Origin of the sequence: Embleya sp. NPDC050493 (assembly GCF_044458105.1) — a bacterium.
Taxonomy (GTDB): domain Bacteria; phylum Actinomycetota; class Actinomycetes; order Streptomycetales; family Streptomycetaceae; genus Embleya.
This window is the reverse complement of record NZ_JBITHP010000007.1, coordinates 33,850-50,658: the sequence shown is the minus strand read 5'-3', so window position 1 is coordinate 50,658 and position 16,809 is coordinate 33,850. Positions and strand designations below refer to the sequence as shown.

Genomic DNA, 16,809 nt, shown 5'->3' with positions numbered 1-16,809 from the left:
GCCGGCGGTCGGACGTGAGCCCGGCGTCCGATCCCTTCCTCACCGGCGGTTCACGCTCCGGTCGAGGCTCGCGCCGCGAACCGACCCGTTCGCCCCCGGGTCGGTGCGTCGTTGTCAGGGGGTTGTGTCAGAGTCTGCGCATGCTAGAGATCGTGGTGGGGACGGAGAGCGGGGGGCGGTACGTCCGCGTGTCCGCCGAGGACTTGGCCGAGTTGGTCCGGCGGATCGGCGGTGCCGGTGATCGATTCCTGGTGGTCCAGCGGATACCCGACCTGCCGGACGTCTTCGCCCAGGTCTGGCACGAGGCCGGCGGGGACTACACGCTGGAGCACCGCGACGGCGCCGCCGACCGACACTTCCAGGTGACGGTCGCCGACCCCGAGGCCGTGATCGCGGCGATGACCGGCTGGGCCCGCGAGGAATCCGGCTGGGCCGCCGGTCCGGCCTGGTCGGTGTTGGACATGGGGCCGTCACGTGAGGTGCCGCCGCTCGACCTGGACGAAAGCGAGTGCGAACTGCTGGAGAAGCGGGTTCGCGAAGTGCTTGTCGGCGGATACGCCTCCCGCGCCCAACTGGCGGAGCTTGCCGAGGAGTACCTGGTCACGGGGGATCGTCGGCCCGTGTCGCGTGAGCAGGGGGCGGCGCTGGCCGACCGAATGTGGCTGGAGCGCGTCGCGGAGCAGGCCGAGTGGCAGGGCGAGACCGACCCCGAACGGCTTGCCCGCGCGTTCGCCGTCCTTCGGGATGCCGGCATCACCGCCCGTGAGCACTTCACCTGCTGCCGCACCTGCGGCGACTCCGAGATCGGTGGCGAAAGCAGGCCCGGCGCCCGCGGATACGTCTACTTCCACACCCAGTGCACGGACTCGGCGGCGGCAGGCCACGGATTGACGCTGCTCTACGGCGGCTTCGACGGTTCGCCCGAGACCACCGCAGCCGTCGGCCACGAGGTCGTGGCCGCGCTCGAAGCGGCCGGCCTGACCGTCGAATGGGACCACGACCCCGGTCGGGCGATCACCGTGACCCCTCTGGACTGGCGCCGCCGCCTGGTCGGATAGCAACACCGCCAAGCCCCCCGACAAGCGGCCTGGACACCCTCCTGCAACCCTCGCGCCCCGGCCCCCGCCCGCCACAACCAGGCCGGCAACGCCACACCCCCTGACACCCGTATGCGCCGAAGCACGATAGTCGTCCCGAACAACGCACCCCGAGCTGTGATTTCCTACCGACGAAGCACGCTGGTCGTCATCGGATCGGCGCGCTGCTTGTCACCATCGGCCGACAGGGCAAACGTGCTGCCACCGGCCGGGGTCGGTCCGACCACCTCCTGGACTGCCCAAAAACGTGTCCCGGTCGAATGACAACCCGCGCGCGCCGGCGACCCCGGTCACAACAATCGTGCCGATGTGACGAACCGGAGGAACCAGCGCGCCTCGGCACAACTCCGCGACGCCGACGGGGTTCCGGAACACCTGGACTTGCGTGAGGTCTGAGGTCCCGGAGGTCGTTGAGGCGCAGTGCCTGCGACCACCTGGTCGTCCCGGCACTGTGTCTCCGGGAGCGCCGGTCACGTGGACGTGGCCACCGCCGCTGCCGTCGCGAGCAGTTCCGGCACCGTCCCGCTGAACTCCGGCAACAACATCACGGCCACCGCCCACGCCTGCGGGTCGCCGGCGATCGTCGCCCGCGCGTGCTCGGCGATCATGGCCGAGGCTTCGGCGTGGCCGTCGGGGAAGACGCCGGACAGGTCCGCCGGCGCTTCCGGCAACCGCGCCTCCGGGTGGCCGAGTTCGACGAACTCCCCGACCGAGAGCACTTCGTCGGCGAGAGCGTTGCCGAACCAGCCGAGTCCGAAGCGAGCCTGCCTCGACGCGGCCGGGAGTGGCCCGGCCAGTGCCGCGAGCGCGTACTCGCGCAAGCCGGCGGCCAACTCGACGGCCGGCCGGGCGTCCGCGTCCGCGGCCCGCGGAGCAGTTCGGCGGGACACGACCGATGCCGGGCGAGGAGCACCGGCGCCGCGCGGGGCAGCGGGTCGTGCTCGTGGACCGCCATGGCCGCGGGCCGGAACGAGTCCGGCACGTGTCGCGCCGCGCGGGCGGGCCGTTCACGGATGGCGGCGACGAGCTCGTCCGGATGCTCGCGGCGCAGGGTTTCGGCGCGCAATCGGGCCGGGCCGTCGGGGGCGTTGAGGGCCCACCGCAGGGCCTGCCGCGTGGCGGACGTGCTGCGCAGCAGCGACCGCAGCCGGGGGTTCGAGCAGCGCCGTCCGTCCCTGCGCCTCCCACAGGCTGAGCAGCGGGGCGTTGGGGACACCGGTTTCGACGTGGGAGGCGACGGTCGACAGCCCGAGACGGAAGCGGGCCCGCGCGGCTGTCGCCGCGTCGGTGTACTCGAGCAGCGGATCGGCCGCGGACACCCGCCCGCTCTCGTCGTCTTTCACCCCGCGGCGATACCGGCGATCGGACCGAGCCCGGCGGCGCGGACGATCGTGGAGTCCACCGACACCGACCAGTCGACCCGGCCGACCGCGTCGTCACGCACCCGCACGTGCTCGAACAGCACGGACACGTCCCGTCCGCCTCCCACCGGGAGAACCGGTGTCGTGCCCCGAGCGGTCATCCGGAATCAGGAATGCGCGCCGTCAGGAGATCTGCGGCAGCACCCGGTCGCTCTGGCACACGTAACGCGTGCCGTCCAGGGTGAAGCACTTGAGCGGCTCCCAGTCGCGGACGCCGGGCAAGCGGTGGACGTAGAGGTCCCGACCGGCGGGGTGCAGCTCGAACTCGCTGGGAGTGCCTCCCGTGAAGGTCCGGCGCAGGAACAGCGCACCGCCGCGTTCGAGGATCTCTTCGACCACCCCCACGCGTTGGTAACGGCCCAGGTAGCCTCCCGCGTCGTGCGGTGGCCTGGTGCCGTCGGGGCCATGCGGCGGGCGGGGCGCGACGCCGGCGAGGTCGGTGAAGATCTCCCGGTACAGGTCGTGGTAGAGCGCCTGGGCGTCGCCTCCGTTGGTGAGCAGAACGACCGCGAGACGGGCGTCGGGCAGTACCCGAAGGTAGGACGACTGACCCTGGGTCCTGCCGTCGTGGCCGTACACCGCCCGACCGTCCCAGTTCCAACGGGCCCACCCCAGGCCGCGGGTTTCCCCGTTGTCCGGGGTGTTGGGCGTGGCCGTCTGGAACGAGCGCATCTCCTCGGCGGCGCGCGCCGACAGCAGCCGGGTGCCGTCGGGCCCGAGGCCGTCGTTCAGGTGCAGGCGGACGAAGGCGAGCACGTCGCCGACGCTGGAGCACACGATGCCGCACGGGCCCTGCGAGCGGGGCATCCACGTGGGGTCGACGCGCGGCCGCCCATCCGGTCCCGAGGTGTGACCGGCGGCGGCGCGATGCGCGAGCACGTCCTCCGGCAGCGTGTGGCTGCGGGTCAGGCCCAGCGGCGCGATCACGCGTTCGCGCAGCGCGGCGTCCCAGGTCGTGCCGGTGCGGCGTTCGATCAGCCGGCCGGTGAGGATCAGGCCGACATTGCAGTACGAGTACGCGCGGCCCAGCGGGTGAACCGCCGGAACGTCCTTGAGCAGGGCGGTGAACCGCTCCAAGCAGTCGTCGCCGCGTCCGGTGTCGGGGAGCACGTCGCCGTCGATCCCGCTGGTGTGGGCGAGCAGGTGACGCAGCGTCAGGCGCCTGGTCCGGTCGGGGTCGGGCAGTCGCAGTTCGGGCAGGTGGCGTACGACCGGAGTGTCGAGGTCGATTGTGCCCTCGTCCACCAGGCGCATGGCGAGTGTGGCGGTCCAGACCTTGGTGATGGAGCCGATCTGCCAGAGCGTGTCGGGCGTGGCCTCGATACGGTCGTCGGCGTTGGCCAGACCGGCGGCGACCTTGACGACCCGGTCGCCGGCCAGAATGCCCAACGAGGCGCCGGGGACCTGGTGTCGGGCGGCCAGCGTGGCAAGCCTGGAGCGCCAGTGCCGGGCCGTGGACGTCTCGCCCGCAAGCTCCGCCTCGGCCGGTGATGCGTCGCTCGCGTGCGCGGCCGGCGCGGTGCCGACGACCGCCGTTCCGGCCGTGCCCGCCACCGCGGCGGCGGCCAGCGAACCGCGCAGCACAGTGCGCCGGGTGGGTGTGCTTCGGGTGCCGTCGGCGGCTTCCGCCGAGGAAGGGATCCGGGGAGGGTGAGTCACGAATCTGCCTCTCGATCGATGTCGGTCGTGCAGGCGGGGGGGAAGCGACCGGACCGTGCGCGCCCGAAGACGCCGACGACCGTCTTGCCGTCGCCCCGGGAACACGGCGTCCACACAGGACACTTCCCGGCGACATCGCACCCCGGGTGCGGGCGCGTCGCTCCCCCGTTCGACGAGCGTAGGAAGCGGGGTCGCGAGCGGCATCGTCCTCACGTGGGAGGACTCGGATACCTCTCCGGTTCCCCTTACGCCCACCGCCGGTCGCGCGAACCCAGGACGAAGATCAGCCGTCCGGGGGGTTCGGAAGTCTGCGTCGGTATGGTGCGTAACCTCGCCCTCGGTACCCGAGCCCACGACGACCACCGGGTGAACCGACGACGTGGTGCTTTCGCCACAGGGGGCCGAGCGGCCACGGTGGCGTCCGGGACGTCCGGATCCGCACCGGACGACCGACCGTGGGCGGATCCCGCTGACCGAAGCGGGGGCGACGGCGCGGATCGAGGGCCCCGACCGTCGGCACTGCCTCAACGTGGTCCGCGCGCACCAGGAGACCGAGAGCGGCTCTTGTGCTGCCGGAGCGCACACGCGAACGTGCACGCTTCCGGCATGCTGCTCGGTTCTCGAACGGCCGGGAGGCGTCCGTACCGGAGCGGAACATACAGCGAACGACCGTGAGCGGCACGCGCGTTCGGCAGTGAGCCGGCCGACACCCGCCCATCGCCGCCTCCGCTACCGCATCTCCTGCTCCGCGAAGGCGCGGACGTCGCGCGGCAGGCGGCCGGGAGGCGCTGGACGGTGTCGATGGTGCGGTACTGGATGCCCGGCCACACCCGGGAGACGATCACCACGGACCTCGGCGCCGCAATCACAGGCACATGACGTCGGATGGCTCGAACGCCAGGCGGCTGTTCGGTGCGGTTGTGCGGTGCTGTGCTGCGGTGGTGGGCGTTTCCCGATCCGAGACGGCCGCAGGTCGCGGCGGTCGCCGCACTCGTGAAGGGTCGGCGCCCGGTGCGCGAGGAGAGTGACAGGTGCAGCGGCCGTCGTGCCCTCGGCGTCGGTCTCGGAAAGGAGGGTCGTCGGCGAAATCCTCGGGGTCTGCCCGGGGATCGGGGCTCGTGGGGACGGAGTGGAACGTCCGGTTCGGGGTGCGTGTCGGTCCGGCGCCGCGAGAGAGTAGCCGTCGACCCGCCACATCCAGGGCGCCCGGGCCATCAGGCGGCCGAGTTCGTCCGTGACGATCTCGTCGAGAACCGCGCGCCGGTTCTCGGGCATCGGGTCACGGGTCGGGCACAACCACCCCAGCGCGACGGCAACTCTCACCTCGGGCGGGCGTTCAGGGTGCGACCAACACGCACGAGCGAACACGACGGCCTCCTCGACGCGGTGTTCCCTCGCCGGTTGCGCGATCGCCAGGACCAGGCCGGCCCGCAGATTCACCGGCATCCGCAACCGCGCACCCGCCGGAGACCCGCGATCACGTGACGCACGGCCGGCGCGGCCCATCGCGTCCGACGGGGCGCGACGGGATTGCCGCGACCGGATCGCCGCGGGACAGGCCGACGGCACCCCTCGTCTCGGACACCGTCGCCTCGGGAAACTTTCGGGAGTGTTGCGCCCATCTTTCTCGACCGCGGCATCATCGCGAGTCACGCACCCTCCTGCGAGAGGCGTTTCGAAACCCTATGCCGAGCCCGGGGCGGGGATCCCGCTCCGCATGCCTCCCGGAGTTCAACGATTTCCGTATACCCACCGTTCGGAACGCCGCTGGTCAGACGCAGCCCCTGCCGACACGACCCACCCGGAAGGCCCGTGTGCGCCTGATGGCCGGAAACCGGGGGTTGGCGGATTCCGGCCCTCGCGGGTGGCTTTTCTGTTCTTCTTCGCGGATTCTTCCATCCTGACCATCAAGCTTGCGTTCGGTGCGTCCTGTCCTATTGTCGGGTGGTCCTTGATTACTCAGAGATATCAAGCGAACACGCCGAGAGGGCTGGTGTGAATTGAACAGCAAATTCCGTCGACTGTGGAGTCGCACGACGATGGCGGCCATGCGGGACAGGGCCGCCGCGATCGTGGGAGCGGTGGCCCTGTTGGCAGCCGTGATGCTCACCGGCGCGGCCACGGGTACGGCCGCCGCCGCAACCGAGGCGGCGCCCGCCGCGCGCGTGGGCGGGTGGACCTGTCCGGGCGAGCCGGTGCCTGCCGGGTATGTCATCACCGCCTTCGACCGCAACGGTTGTGGCGGCCGGGGAGCTTGGTTACAGCAGCCCGTTCGTGACGGGATCTGGACCTGTTCGGGCTCACCCATCGTGTCGGGGTATGTCATCGCCGGGTACGACCGCAACGGCTGCAGCGGCGTCGGCGCCTGGTACCACCGACTCGCACGGGACGGGATCTGGACCTGTTCGGGGTCACCCATCGTGGCCGGGTACGTGGTGACCGGATACGACCGCAACGGCTGCAGCGGCATCGGCGCCTGGTACCACCAACTCGTCCGCAACGGCATCTGGACCTGCCCCGGCTCGCCCATCCCGGCCGGCTACCGCAGCACCACCTACAGCGCGAGCGGATGCAACGGACTCGGCGCCTGGTTGACCGTTCGCGCCTGACGGTCGCCGCGCAACACCGGGACGCCACGCGTCTCCCGTCTGCCGGCGGCTGCCAGTGGATTCCCACGGCGCGACCGCCGCCGGCCGGCCTGCCGGACCCACGGTCGGACACCGGGCGGCACGCGGCATCGCGTCGTGGTTCCCGCCTCCCCTACGCCGGGTGGTAACTCCGGCGTCGTGCGGCCGTGCTCGGCGGGCCGCGTAGGGCACCCGGCTCGGGGCGGTGAACTGCCTTGTGCCGAAGCGGAATTGGCCGCATGGAGGGGCGGCGGTCAAGGGCGCGCTCATCGTGGTCCCGATCTACGCTCGCGCTTGGTCTCGGCCGGGGCGAGCGTTTTGGTCGTCGGCCCGTTCCGGTCGCGAGCGGAGGCGGTAGCAGCCCCCGGTGCCGACGCCAAGGCGCTACCGCCGAGGCGCCACCGCCAAGGGGTCACCGGTGGGCCGCTATCGTCGAACAGCGTGACCTCGGCCTCGAACCGGCGACCCGGGCAAACGCCGGAGCCCCCATCGCCGCCGTGGGAAGCCGGGGCGGGTGGCCGACAACGGGCGGCCACCTCACCCACCGGCTACGCGTCGAAGGCCGGCCATCCGCCGAGGTGACCAGGCTCGGCGGGAGTGTTCTCAGACGACCGGCAACACACGTGCCCACGTGCGGAGTTCGTCGAGGTGGCCGTCCAGAGCCAGGTTCGATTCCGCCAATATCGCCTCGAACTCCTCGTCTGTCAGCGGGCGGCAGCGGAACTCGTGCACCCAGGTGGCGTCCTTGAACTCGTATTCGATGTGCACCGCGCGCACTCCGTCTCCGATCGGCTCGGAGCTGAGGATCTTCACGGCACCGTCGGGATGCCGGCTGATCCGGGGCAACTCGTCGTGCCAGCCGATGCCTTCGCGCTGGATCAGCACCACCCCGTCGTCGGCGACGTGTGCCCGACAGGCGTCGAGCATCGCCCGGCGGAACGCGGGCTCGACCGTGTGCACCAGATAGGACGCCAACAACACCACGTCGAAGCGCTCTCCGAGCCGCAGGTCCTCGATCGTGGACAGTACGGTCTTTGCCCCGCGTACCCGATCGAGCATCTCCGACGACTCGTCCACCGCCGTGACCTCCCACCCGCGCTCGACCAACGCATGGGTCACCCGCCCGGCCCCACAACCGAGTTCGAGCAGGGTACGGGCCCCTTCGCGAGCGCCGAGGGCGATCATCTCCGGCTCCTCGCGCACCGGCAGACGGTCGTACATCTCCACGGCGCACCCATCCGGCGTGAACGCCCCGGGTCCCTCGCCGCGATACCCCTCACGAATACGCGCCATGACCGATCCCTTCCCCCGAACGACCCACGGTCGCTCACGAAACGGACAGCAACGCGCCCACCCAAACCGCAACGGCCCGGAGCTGTCAACGGTTTCGACACAATGCCGACCGATTGCCGGGAAGTCGGTCGGCTCGTCGGCTCGCCGCTCTCGCCGAGTGGGCGCGCGCCCAGGGCGCCGAACTCGTCGCTTTCCCCGAACTCGCGCTGACCCGGAACGAACTCGAATCCCCGGTCGCGGATCCCGGCCTGTCGGTGAGCGCGGACGATTCGCGACCGGATCCGATCCGCGCGGTGGGGATCGCCACCGTCGTCAACTGGCGCCGTGGCCACGTGCGGGTCGCTGCCCGCCATCGGGACACTGGTCCACGACGCCGACGGTGAACCGGTGACCACTCACCGGAAGCAGTACCTGTTGCTCTCGACTGGATGCGCGCCCTACTCGTGTCCCCGCAGTGGCCGGAAGAAGTCCCGCAGGTCGCGGGCCAGTTGCTCGGGTTCCTCGTGGGCCATGAAGTGTCCGCCGCGCTCCGGAGTGCGCCACTGCCGCAGGTCGGTGAAGATCCGCTCGGCGAGGCCGCGCGGCATGCCGCGGAACGCCGGCTCGTTGCTCAGCGTCACGGCGCCGGGGACGGCGATCGGCGGCACCGGCCGGTTGTGCGGCCAGTCGTAGTACTCGCGGAACGAGGTGCCGATCGACCCGGTCGCCCAGTACAGCGTCGCCACCGTCAGCAGCGTGTCGCGGTCCCAGCGCGTCGCCACATCGCCGCCGCAGTCGCTCCAGTCGCGGTACTTGTCCACGATCCACGCCAGCAGCCCCGCCGGGGAGTCGACCAGCGCGGCCGCGACCGTGTCCGGGCGGGTGGACATGATCCCGCTGTAGCCGCCGTCGGCGGCGTCGTACCCGGCCAGCGCGTCGAGGAACTCCCGCTCCTCGGGCGTCGGCGGCGTCGCACCGAAGTCGGTCGGGACCACCGACGAGGTGACCAGTACGCCGGCCACCTCGTCCGGAAACAGCGCGCCGAGCCACTGTGTGATCCCGCCGCCGATGTCGCCCCCCTCCGCACCGAAGCGCGGGTAGCCGAGCACGTCGACCATGAGCGCGTGCCACGTCTCGGCGACGCCGCGCCGCGTGAACGGGTCGCTCGGCGGCTCGGAGAAGGCGAACCCGGGCAGCGACGGGATCACTACGTCGAACGCGTCCGCCGGGTCTGCGCCGTGTGCGCCCGGGTCGGTCAGCAGTTCGGCGATCCGTAGCATCTCCACGAAGCTGCTCGGCCATCCGTGGCTGAGCACCAGCGGCAGAGGTGCGGGACCTGCGGCCGGGCCCTTGCCGCGCATGTGCACGAAGTGCACCTTGCGGCCGCCGACTTCGGCACGGAAGTGCGGGTAGGCGTTCAGCCGGGCCTCGGCCGCCCGCCAGTCGAAGCCGTCCGCCCAGTACGCCACGAGCTCGCGCAGGTCGCCGGGATCGACCCCGGCCGCCCAGTGCGCCGCGTCCGTCGCGGTGGTGAACCGGGTGCGTACCAGCCGCTCGCGCAGGTCGTCGAGCACGTGGTCGGGAACCGAGATGTGGTATCGCTCCGTGCTCATGTGTCCTTCGGGGGTTCGTCCGCCGGCAGGGCGCGTGCCCCCGGGACGACCGGGGCGCGGCCGGCGTGGGCATCGCATCGATAGCTGCAAACACCGACCGAGCTCCGTTGATTCCGGATGCTGATTCCGGACAGTCGTAGGGGCAGCCGGCGATCCGGTCTCTGCCCAGGCCGTTTCGCTCGGATCGTCGTGTGGCCCAGCGCAGGCCGTCCGCCGGTACTCGAACCCCTGATCGACCTCGCTCGGCTGTGCATCCGCGCCGGAGACGGCCTCGGCGTCCGCCAACGGCCGCCACCCGCGACGAACACCGCGAGATACGAGGCTTGTTGTGGGCCGTGCTCCTCACCTACCCCGTCGAGGCAACCTCGGCTTCCGGCCCGCCCGATCGCCTCGGCCGTGGCCGTGGCCGTTACGCGTCACGCCTGCGGACTGCGGCCAGCGCGGCGACGGTCGCCGCCATCGCCCACACGGCCATGACACCGATGCCGAGCCACGGGTCGACCTCGTGCGCGTTGAAGTCGCGCAGTCGCATGATGCGTTGGCCCGCCTTGTCCGGCAGGAACCGGGCCACCTCGCGCACCCCGGGTATGGCCGTGAGCGCGGCCGTGCCCAGAAACAACAGGGGCATCAGCAGGCCCATCGAGGCCATCGGGGTGCGCAGCAGGAATGCGGCCCCCGCACACAGCACCGCCAACAGGGTCAGATACGCGGCATGTCCGAACGCCGTGCGCCAAGTCTCCGTCGCGGTCAGAGAGATGTCGCCGGCGGGCATGACCAGGCGGGCGAGCAGCGTGCAGCTCAGGCTCGATGCGACGGCGGTGACCAGGGCGATCGCGGTGATCACCGTCAACTTCGCGGTGGCGAACACCCGGCGATCGGGCACCGCGGCCAGCGACGAGCAAATCGTGCCGCTGCCGTACTCTCCGGCCACGGCGAGGACGGCGAAAGCCACGAGTGCCATCTGCCCGAAGTTGACGCCGTAGTGCACCAGGGTGAAGGGGTCGTATTCGGCGCCGTCCTCCCGGCGCTGCCTCTCGGCGACGAACGCGCTGACGAGGGTGCTCACTCCGGCGATCAGAACCACGGTCACCAGGGGCAGCCATGCGGTCGAGGGCACCGAACGGATCTTTGTCCATTCGGCGCGCACGGCGGCCGGGAACATCGAATCGGTCCCGACCATCCGCGCCGTTGTCATCGTGCTCACGCCCGGCCACCTCCCACGAATTGCTCACGCCCGGCGGTCAGCCGGAGATAGACGTCTTCCAATGCCTCGCCCGTACCGACGAATTCGTTCAGTGCCGTGTCGGCGAGCAGTCGCCCGCCGGCTATCACCACGAGATGGTCGGCGGTGAGCGCCATCTCGCTCATCAGGTGGCTCGACACGAAGACCGTGCGCCCCTCGGCGGCGAGCGACCGCATCAAGTCGCGGATCCAGCGGATGCCCTCGGGATCCAGGCCGTTGACCGGCTCGTCGAAGATCAACACCTCGGGGTCGCCGAGTAGCGCGGCGGCTATGCCCAAGCGCTGGCGCATGCCCAGCGAGTAGCCGCCGGTGCGACGCCGCGCCGCCTCGGTCATGCCGACCTCGGCCAGCACTTCGTCGACACGCGAGACCGGTATGCGGTTGGACTGCGCGAGGTAGAGCAGGTGGTCGTACCCCCGTCGACGCTTGTGCACAGCACCGGCGTCGAGCAGGGCCCCCACGTGTCGCAACGGCTCGCGCAGCTCGGTGTACTCCCGGCCGCCGATCGTGATGCCACCGGACGTGGGTCGGTCCAGACCCAACGCCATCCGCATCGTGGTCGACTTGCCCGAGCCGTTGGGGCCGAGGAAACCGGTCACGGTGCCGGAGGCGACCTCGAAGGAGAGGTCGTCGACGGCGAGCACGTCGCCGTAACGCTTGGTCAGGTTCCGGATCCGGATCATGTGTTTCGCTCCCTGAGGTGCGGTCGGCTCGTGGGGTCGGCCACGGGGTCGGGCCGTCCGCTTGCCGCGGTGCCTCAAGGTTGCGATGTCGGGGTGCTTCGCCGGATCCCCCGACCGTGGGGACGGCCTCCCCCGCACGGGGGAGGTTCGAGGCAGCGCAACCCGGCACGATGATGGGATGTTCCAGTACGCACCACGCTGCCCGCACCGTCCGGCCGCTCGCCGCACCCATCACCTACACGCGTACGTTCGACCTGTCCTCGAACCTGCGCCCGAACTCGAGCCTGCGTCCGAACTTCGCGGCTGCCATGGCATTCCCGGCCTCGGTGACGGCGTCCGGCTCGGATATCCGATGCACCGGTTCCGCCGCCGACACCGACCACCTTCGGGCTTCGTCGCCGAGGCACCGCTTCGAGGGATTCGGGGGCTGCCCGCTGCTCCGGCCCGACAACGAAAGCGACACACGATCGAGCGTGGCATACCGGGTCCCGCCGAGAGCGGACCGCGGTGAGTAGGCGGACGGCCCCTGCCGCAATCACGGGGCCGCGCTCGGAGGCGGCAATGATGCGCTCGCCGGGCCCGTCGCAACGAACTTCCATGACAGCTGGACGCTCCCGGAACGGCCCCACGCGCAGGGAGGCGCGAATTCCCGAGGCAGGTGGCCGGGAGAAAGGCGTTCGCGGCAGCGAAGGGCCCACCGTCACACGCCCCCGACCCGTCCAACCAGCCGACACGACGGCCGGCACGCAACCCGGGCCCGTATCGACCCGCCCTCGCCACCGCGGGGATCGTAAAGCCGAGACTCACCCGCCCGCTCACGGTAACGCTCAACAGACGCCTTCGCGCTCGTCTATTCGCTGGTCCCTTCGATCACGCCGGCGCTACCCTGCACCGAGAACACGGAGCGGATCGTCCCGTTCTCCGTGCCGCAGCAAGCAATCCCGCGAGTCGGAGATCGACCGAGCCAAGGGCCGACGACGGGCAATCGGGTGAAGGATGGGGCTGACGAGGGGCGCATGGAGCCGGCTAATTTCTATACCGGAATCGTCGCGGAGTCCTATGGGCCGTTGAAGTCCTTCTCCCCGGACCCCGAGAGTTACGTAAACTTCGTGCGCGAAGTGGGTGGCCCGGCGCTGGAGTTGGGTTGCGGTGACGGCGATCCGCTGCTCGCTCTGCGCCGAATCGGCCTGGATGTCGAAGGTGTCGACTCCTCTGCGGACATGCTGGAGCGCTGCCGGCGTCGGGCCGAAGAGGCGGGTATCACCGTCACCCTCCACCATCAACGCATGGAGGCGCTCGACCTGCCGCGACGATTCCGCGCGATCTTCCTGGCCGGGCCGACCTTCAACCTCTTGCCGGACGACACCGCCGCCGACGCCGCCCTCCGAAGCGTGCGGCACCACTTGGTCGACGGCGGGTCCGCGTTGATCCCGCTGCACGTCCCCTCACCCACCCCACCCGACCGCATCGGGCAGGTACGAACCGCCACCGCCGCCGACGGCGCCGAGTTGCGATTTTCCCTGGTGTCCGAGGAACACGACGAACGAACACGAACCCAGACGTCCCTGCTGCGCTATGAACGCCTCGCGAGAGACGGGAGCACCGTCGTGGAGCGCCCATGGCTGCTGCACTGGTACACCCGCTCCGGATTCGAGGAACTCGCCACAGCGGCCGGGCTGACGACCGTGTCGGTCGTCGCGGACGGGGACGACAATCCCGTCGAGGACGACGCCGCCTATATGGTCTTCCGACTCCGCGCCGACCACCGCCGGTAGCGAAGAACATCCACCGGGCGGTGAAGGTGGATACGTACGTGCCCCGCACGCCCACAACGCGGCAGCCGGCTCCCGACGCTTGAGGACACGGTGGGGCGGAACACCCCGGGGCGCCACGGGAATACCTCGGCCGCCCTGGACACTTCGTTCGCCCAACAAGTCGGCCCGGTCCAGGAGTTCTTCCGCCTGTTCCCGGGTGAGTTCAGAGATCGTCTTCACGATCTGTGACCTGCATACGCCGGGCCGCGCCGACTTCAGCGAGCACACGGCGAACAACCTCGCTGCCGTCCGGACACGGTACGGCGCGGCGACGAGCGCTTCTGCGTTGGGCGGCCGAAGTCATACGTCACTTCAGGCGTCGCCGATGGTTTGCCACCGTCGCGCCGAGCTGCGTCACAGCTTGCCAACGGTTCCGACGAGGCTGTCCTGGAGCGGACCATCGTCAACCGCGGGTATCACTTCGACCGGTCGCGACACGCGAGTTCCGTCCGTGTGATGCTTTCCTCGGGTCAGTGACGGTCGATGAGGCGGCTCTTCGCCGCGGCGAACTCGTCGTCCGACAACACGCCGGTCCGGCGGAGTTCGCCGAGTTCGCGAATCTGCCCGGCGAGGTCCGGCTCCGCGGCACCGGACCGCGCAGTCGGTGCGATCCGATGCTGTTCGGCGACAGCGGCTTCGAGGGCCTTGCGCAGGGGCTCGAACGCGGCTGCTTGGGAACGGGTGACAACGACGGCGTTCTCGTTTCCGACCGCGTCGCGGGTCTGTCGACCCAGCTGAGAGCGGCGTTCCATACCCCCCGGCAGGGTGAACTCGATGAAGCCGTTGACGAGCATGCCCGGTTGTTTCCACTGCACGGCGGTGATTTGAGAGATGTGCATGCGCTTCTCGCCCTTGCCGACTGTGCTGCGAGCGATGAACCCCTTCCGGGTGAGGGTGACGAACTGACCGTCGAACGTGACGGTTCCGTTGTAGCCCTTGACGATCAGAGGGGGGTCGAGACGCATGGGGTGTCCTTCGAAAGCAGAGGCCTGCATTGTCACGGACGAACGGGCGCTTCGCCTCGGGAACGAGACATCCTGCCGAAGACGGTCCCCACGGCACGTCAGCTTGGCGCAGCACCGTGCGAGCCTGTGTCTCGCGCAACGCACCCGCAGCGGCGGGGACGAAGAAGCACGCGGCCCCCTCGTCGCGTTGATGACACTGGACTCCGACAACAGTCGCCGGCACACAGAAGACAGGCCCGATCCAAGCAGCCATACGGATGTCAATGACCTCGGACGACCGAGTGACATGAACGCCGCAGTAGTGTGCTTGAGGCGGCCCGCCGCGGTGCCGTCGGGAGTTTCTTCAGCCAAGCAATCGAACCGCCGGCGAGAGTGCCCTTGGGCGCCACCAACACCGCGCCCGGCGCGCACTGTTCGATGCACGCCCGGGGACGCGCGGAGCCGAGGCGGTCGCGATCAGCCCCGGGGCACGTCAGTGGCGGGCCTTGTGGTCGTGCGCGGCGCTGTCGTTCGAGGAAGCCCGGCCTGTCGGGCAGTTCCGATGGTTGCGGGGCGCACGTGATTCCGCGGGTTGGTATTGGGCGGCGATGGTCGGTCGGCACGTCGGCTCCGAGCCGTGGTTGGAGCGCGGTCGGTTGATCCTGCCGGACTTCGATCCGCAGGTGGTGGGCACGGCATCGCAGCCGTTCTGGTTGTTCTGGCACGACGGAGTACGCGAACGGTGCCATGCACCCGACTACTTCGTCCGCCGCGACGACGGCTCGGCCGTGGTGGTCGACGTCCGAGACGACATTCGCATCGGCCCGCGAAACGCGGATGTGTTCCTGACGACGCGACGAGCGCGTCAGCGGGTCGGCGGGTCGCCTGGGGCTTCGAGCGCTTGGGAGCGCCGGCGGCGGAGCTGATCGCGAACGTCCGCTGGTTGTCTCGATATCGGCATCGGCACCGGCGGCACGACCGGATCGCTTCGCTGTTGCATGAGGTGTTCGCGTCCCGGTTCGGCGCGGGGGCGAGACGGCCGGTGATGATCGGGGTCCGGCGGCTGTACTCGTCCGGGACGCGAGCCGAGCGCGGTGTGTCGTCGCCGGTCGTCACCGGTGCCGGTCGCCGCCGCTTTCCCGTCGTCCTTCCTGATCCGTTCGTCCTTCCTGATCCCTCCGTGGGAAGCCGGCGGTGAGGTGGGACACCAGTTGCCCCGGCGCGTCCTCCTGGAGGAGGTGGCCCGCCCTCTCGATCCAGTGCAGTTCGGCGTGCGGAATGCGCGCGTGCAGCCACTCGGCGTACTCCGGGGGCAGGATGCGGTCCTCGCGGCCCCAGACGATGCGCACCGGAATCGAGATCCCACCCAGCAGGTGCTCGTACTCGGCAGTGTCCGCCTGCCTGATCTGGCGGTACTGGCGGTAGAACGCGACCTGTCCCGCCGGCCCTCGCCACGGTTCGAGAAACGCGTCGAGGACCCCGGGGCGGAAGCCGACGTGCGTCGCGTGCCGCATATGGCTCGCGACCAGCGCCTCGTGTGCGTAGTCCGGAAGCTGCCCCAGGACATCCGCGTGCTCCAGGATGAGCCGGAAAAGTCCACGCTCCCACTCACCGCCGCCTACCGCGTCGAAGAGCGTCAGGTCGCGGTAGTCCCTCCCCTCCAACAGCAGCGTCCGCAGCGCCACGGCCCCGCCGATGTCGTGCGCCACGACGCTGGGACGGGACAACTCCCAATGGTCGAGGAGCCGGGCGAAGTTCCTCCCGTGGGCCGCCAAACCGAGGTCCTGGCCCTCGCGCCGGTCGGACCGGCCGAAGCCGAGATGGTCGAAGACGAAGACCGTGCGCGTACGGGCGAGCGCCGGAGCGATGTCCCGCCAGAGGAAGGAGGAATACGGGGTCCCGTGCACCAATACGACCGGATCCCCGCTGCCCATCACGCCCCATCGCATCACGCCCTCGGGTGTCTCGAATTCCTCGGCGAGTGTCCAGCTCATCCCTTGATCTCCTGTTCCGTCTCCTCTTCCGCACATGATCGGCACCTTTACCCGGGAACATGCCCGATACTGCTGCGCGACGGAATCGCCTCCCGAGAGCGTCGACAACACCCCGAGTGAGCGTGGCGCTGCGACGACCGACCCAAATGTCCGCGTGATTCGGGGCCCGACCCGGATGGCGTTTGGTGTCGGGCGTGGGGGGGTTCTCGGTGGTCGACGCGCGCGCGACGGGGTCGACGGATACGCGTCGGGCACACCGCGGTCCAGTGCGCCGGGTTCGCCCCCGGACGCCTCGACCACGACCGCACCCGGAGACTCGTCATGCTCGGCGTGGTGTGGTCACACCCCGACGCCGCCGTCGACGACGGACTGGCCGCCGCACGGCCCGGGTGTGCGGGAGAGCGCGTTCGCGGCCGCCGTCGCCTACCGCCACCGCGAACAC

11 protein-coding genes and 2 pseudogenes are annotated in these 16,809 nt (G+C 70.3%); 4 read left to right on the top strand and 9 right to left on the bottom strand.

Annotated elements, in window-relative coordinates; genetic code table 11:
- Positions 1-140 precede the first annotated feature (140 nt).
- Positions 141-1,058, top strand: a complete 918-nt coding sequence (locus ACIBM5_RS16085; RefSeq protein ID WP_396007412.1) for a DUF6891 domain-containing protein — start codon at positions 141-143, stop codon at positions 1,056-1,058.
- 509 nt (positions 1,059-1,567) lie between these two features.
- On the opposite strand, the gene ACIBM5_RS16080 is transcribed toward ACIBM5_RS16085, so the two are convergent.
- From ACIBM5_RS16080 to ACIBM5_RS16070, 3 genes and pseudogenes are all read right to left on the bottom strand, one after another.
- The gene (locus tag ACIBM5_RS16080) at positions 1,568-1,987 is read right to left on the bottom strand and encodes a hypothetical protein (protein ID WP_396007411.1); all 420 of its coding nucleotides are present in this window, start codon (positions 1,985-1,987) and stop codon (positions 1,568-1,570) included.
- Positions 1,988-2,475: 488 nt separating this feature from the next.
- Positions 2,476-2,606, bottom strand: a pseudogene (locus tag ACIBM5_RS16075) (IS5/IS1182 family transposase); the annotation flags it as partial.
- A 35-nt stretch (positions 2,607-2,641) separates the two neighbouring features.
- A complete protein-coding gene (locus ACIBM5_RS16070) occupies positions 2,642-4,177 on the bottom strand; it encodes a serine hydrolase domain-containing protein (protein ID WP_396007410.1) in 1,536 nt (511 codons plus the stop codon).
- Between the two features lie 2,048 nt (positions 4,178-6,225).
- Between ACIBM5_RS16070 and ACIBM5_RS16065 the strand changes: the two genes are divergently transcribed.
- A complete protein-coding gene (locus ACIBM5_RS16065; protein WP_396007409.1) occupies positions 6,226-6,786 on the top strand; it encodes a hypothetical protein in 561 nt (186 codons plus the stop codon).
- 621 nt (positions 6,787-7,407) lie between these two features.
- Here the strand turns inward: ACIBM5_RS16065 and ACIBM5_RS16060 are convergent.
- From ACIBM5_RS16060 to ACIBM5_RS16045, 4 genes and pseudogenes are all read right to left on the bottom strand, one after another.
- The gene (locus tag ACIBM5_RS16060) at positions 7,408-8,097 is read right to left on the bottom strand and encodes a class I SAM-dependent methyltransferase (RefSeq protein WP_396007408.1); all 690 of its coding nucleotides are present in this window, start codon (positions 8,095-8,097) and stop codon (positions 7,408-7,410) included.
- Between the two features lie 437 nt (positions 8,098-8,534).
- The gene (locus ACIBM5_RS16055; RefSeq protein WP_396007407.1) at positions 8,535-9,689 is read right to left on the bottom strand and encodes an epoxide hydrolase family protein; all 1,155 of its coding nucleotides are present in this window, start codon (positions 9,687-9,689) and stop codon (positions 8,535-8,537) included.
- Positions 9,690-10,098: 409 nt separating this feature from the next.
- Positions 10,099-10,893: an ABC transporter permease gene (locus ACIBM5_RS16050; protein ID WP_396007406.1), complete on the bottom strand. Its 795-nt coding sequence runs from the start codon at positions 10,891-10,893 to the stop codon at positions 10,099-10,101.
- Positions 10,894-10,970: 77 nt separating this feature from the next.
- Positions 10,971-11,615, bottom strand: a pseudogene (locus ACIBM5_RS16045) (ABC transporter ATP-binding protein); the annotation flags it as partial.
- A gap of 1,016 nt (positions 11,616-12,631) precedes the next feature.
- Between ACIBM5_RS16045 and ACIBM5_RS16040 the strand changes: the two are divergent.
- Positions 12,632-13,390 (top strand): class I SAM-dependent methyltransferase, encoded by a 759-nt coding sequence (locus tag ACIBM5_RS16040; protein WP_396007405.1) that lies wholly within the window; start codon positions 12,632-12,634, stop codon positions 13,388-13,390.
- Positions 13,391-13,899: 509 nt separating this feature from the next.
- On the opposite strand, the gene ACIBM5_RS16035 is transcribed toward ACIBM5_RS16040, so the two are convergent.
- Positions 13,900-14,394, bottom strand: coding sequence for a DUF4429 domain-containing protein (locus ACIBM5_RS16035; RefSeq protein WP_396007404.1), 495 nt, complete (start codon positions 14,392-14,394; stop codon positions 13,900-13,902).
- Between the two features lie 485 nt (positions 14,395-14,879).
- Here ACIBM5_RS16035 and ACIBM5_RS16030 point away from each other — a divergent pair, with 485 nt between their 5' ends.
- Positions 14,880-15,299, top strand: a complete 420-nt coding sequence (locus ACIBM5_RS16030; protein ID WP_396007403.1) for a TnsA-like heteromeric transposase endonuclease subunit — start codon at positions 14,880-14,882, stop codon at positions 15,297-15,299.
- A gap of 186 nt (positions 15,300-15,485) precedes the next feature.
- On the opposite strand, the gene ACIBM5_RS16025 is transcribed toward ACIBM5_RS16030, so the two are convergent.
- Positions 15,486-16,367, bottom strand: a complete 882-nt coding sequence (locus ACIBM5_RS16025) for an alpha/beta fold hydrolase (RefSeq protein ID WP_396007402.1) — start codon at positions 16,365-16,367, stop codon at positions 15,486-15,488.
- Between the last annotated feature and the right edge of the window lie 442 nt (positions 16,368-16,809).

Excerpts from the sequence above, each read along its gene's own strand:
- ACIBM5_RS16085 (WP_396007412.1), top strand. The coding sequence starts at position 141 with ATGCTAGAGATCGTGGTGGGGACGGAGAGCGGGGGGCGGTACGTCCGC.
- ACIBM5_RS16065 (WP_396007409.1), top strand. The coding sequence starts at position 6,226 with ATGCGGGACAGGGCCGCCGCGATCGTGGGAGCGGTGGCCCTGTTGGCA.
- ACIBM5_RS16060 (WP_396007408.1), bottom strand. The coding sequence starts at position 8,097 with ATGGCGCGTATTCGTGAGGGGTATCGCGGCGAGGGACCCGGGGCGTTC.
- ACIBM5_RS16055 (WP_396007407.1), bottom strand. The coding sequence starts at position 9,689 with ATGAGCACGGAGCGATACCACATCTCGGTTCCCGACCACGTGCTCGAC.
- ACIBM5_RS16040 (WP_396007405.1), top strand. The coding sequence starts at position 12,632 with ATGGAGCCGGCTAATTTCTATACCGGAATCGTCGCGGAGTCCTATGGG.
- ACIBM5_RS16035 (WP_396007404.1), bottom strand. The coding sequence starts at position 14,394 with ATGCGTCTCGACCCCCCTCTGATCGTCAAGGGCTACAACGGAACCGTC.
- ACIBM5_RS16025 (WP_396007402.1), bottom strand. The coding sequence starts at position 16,367 with ATGAGCTGGACACTCGCCGAGGAATTCGAGACACCCGAGGGCGTGATG.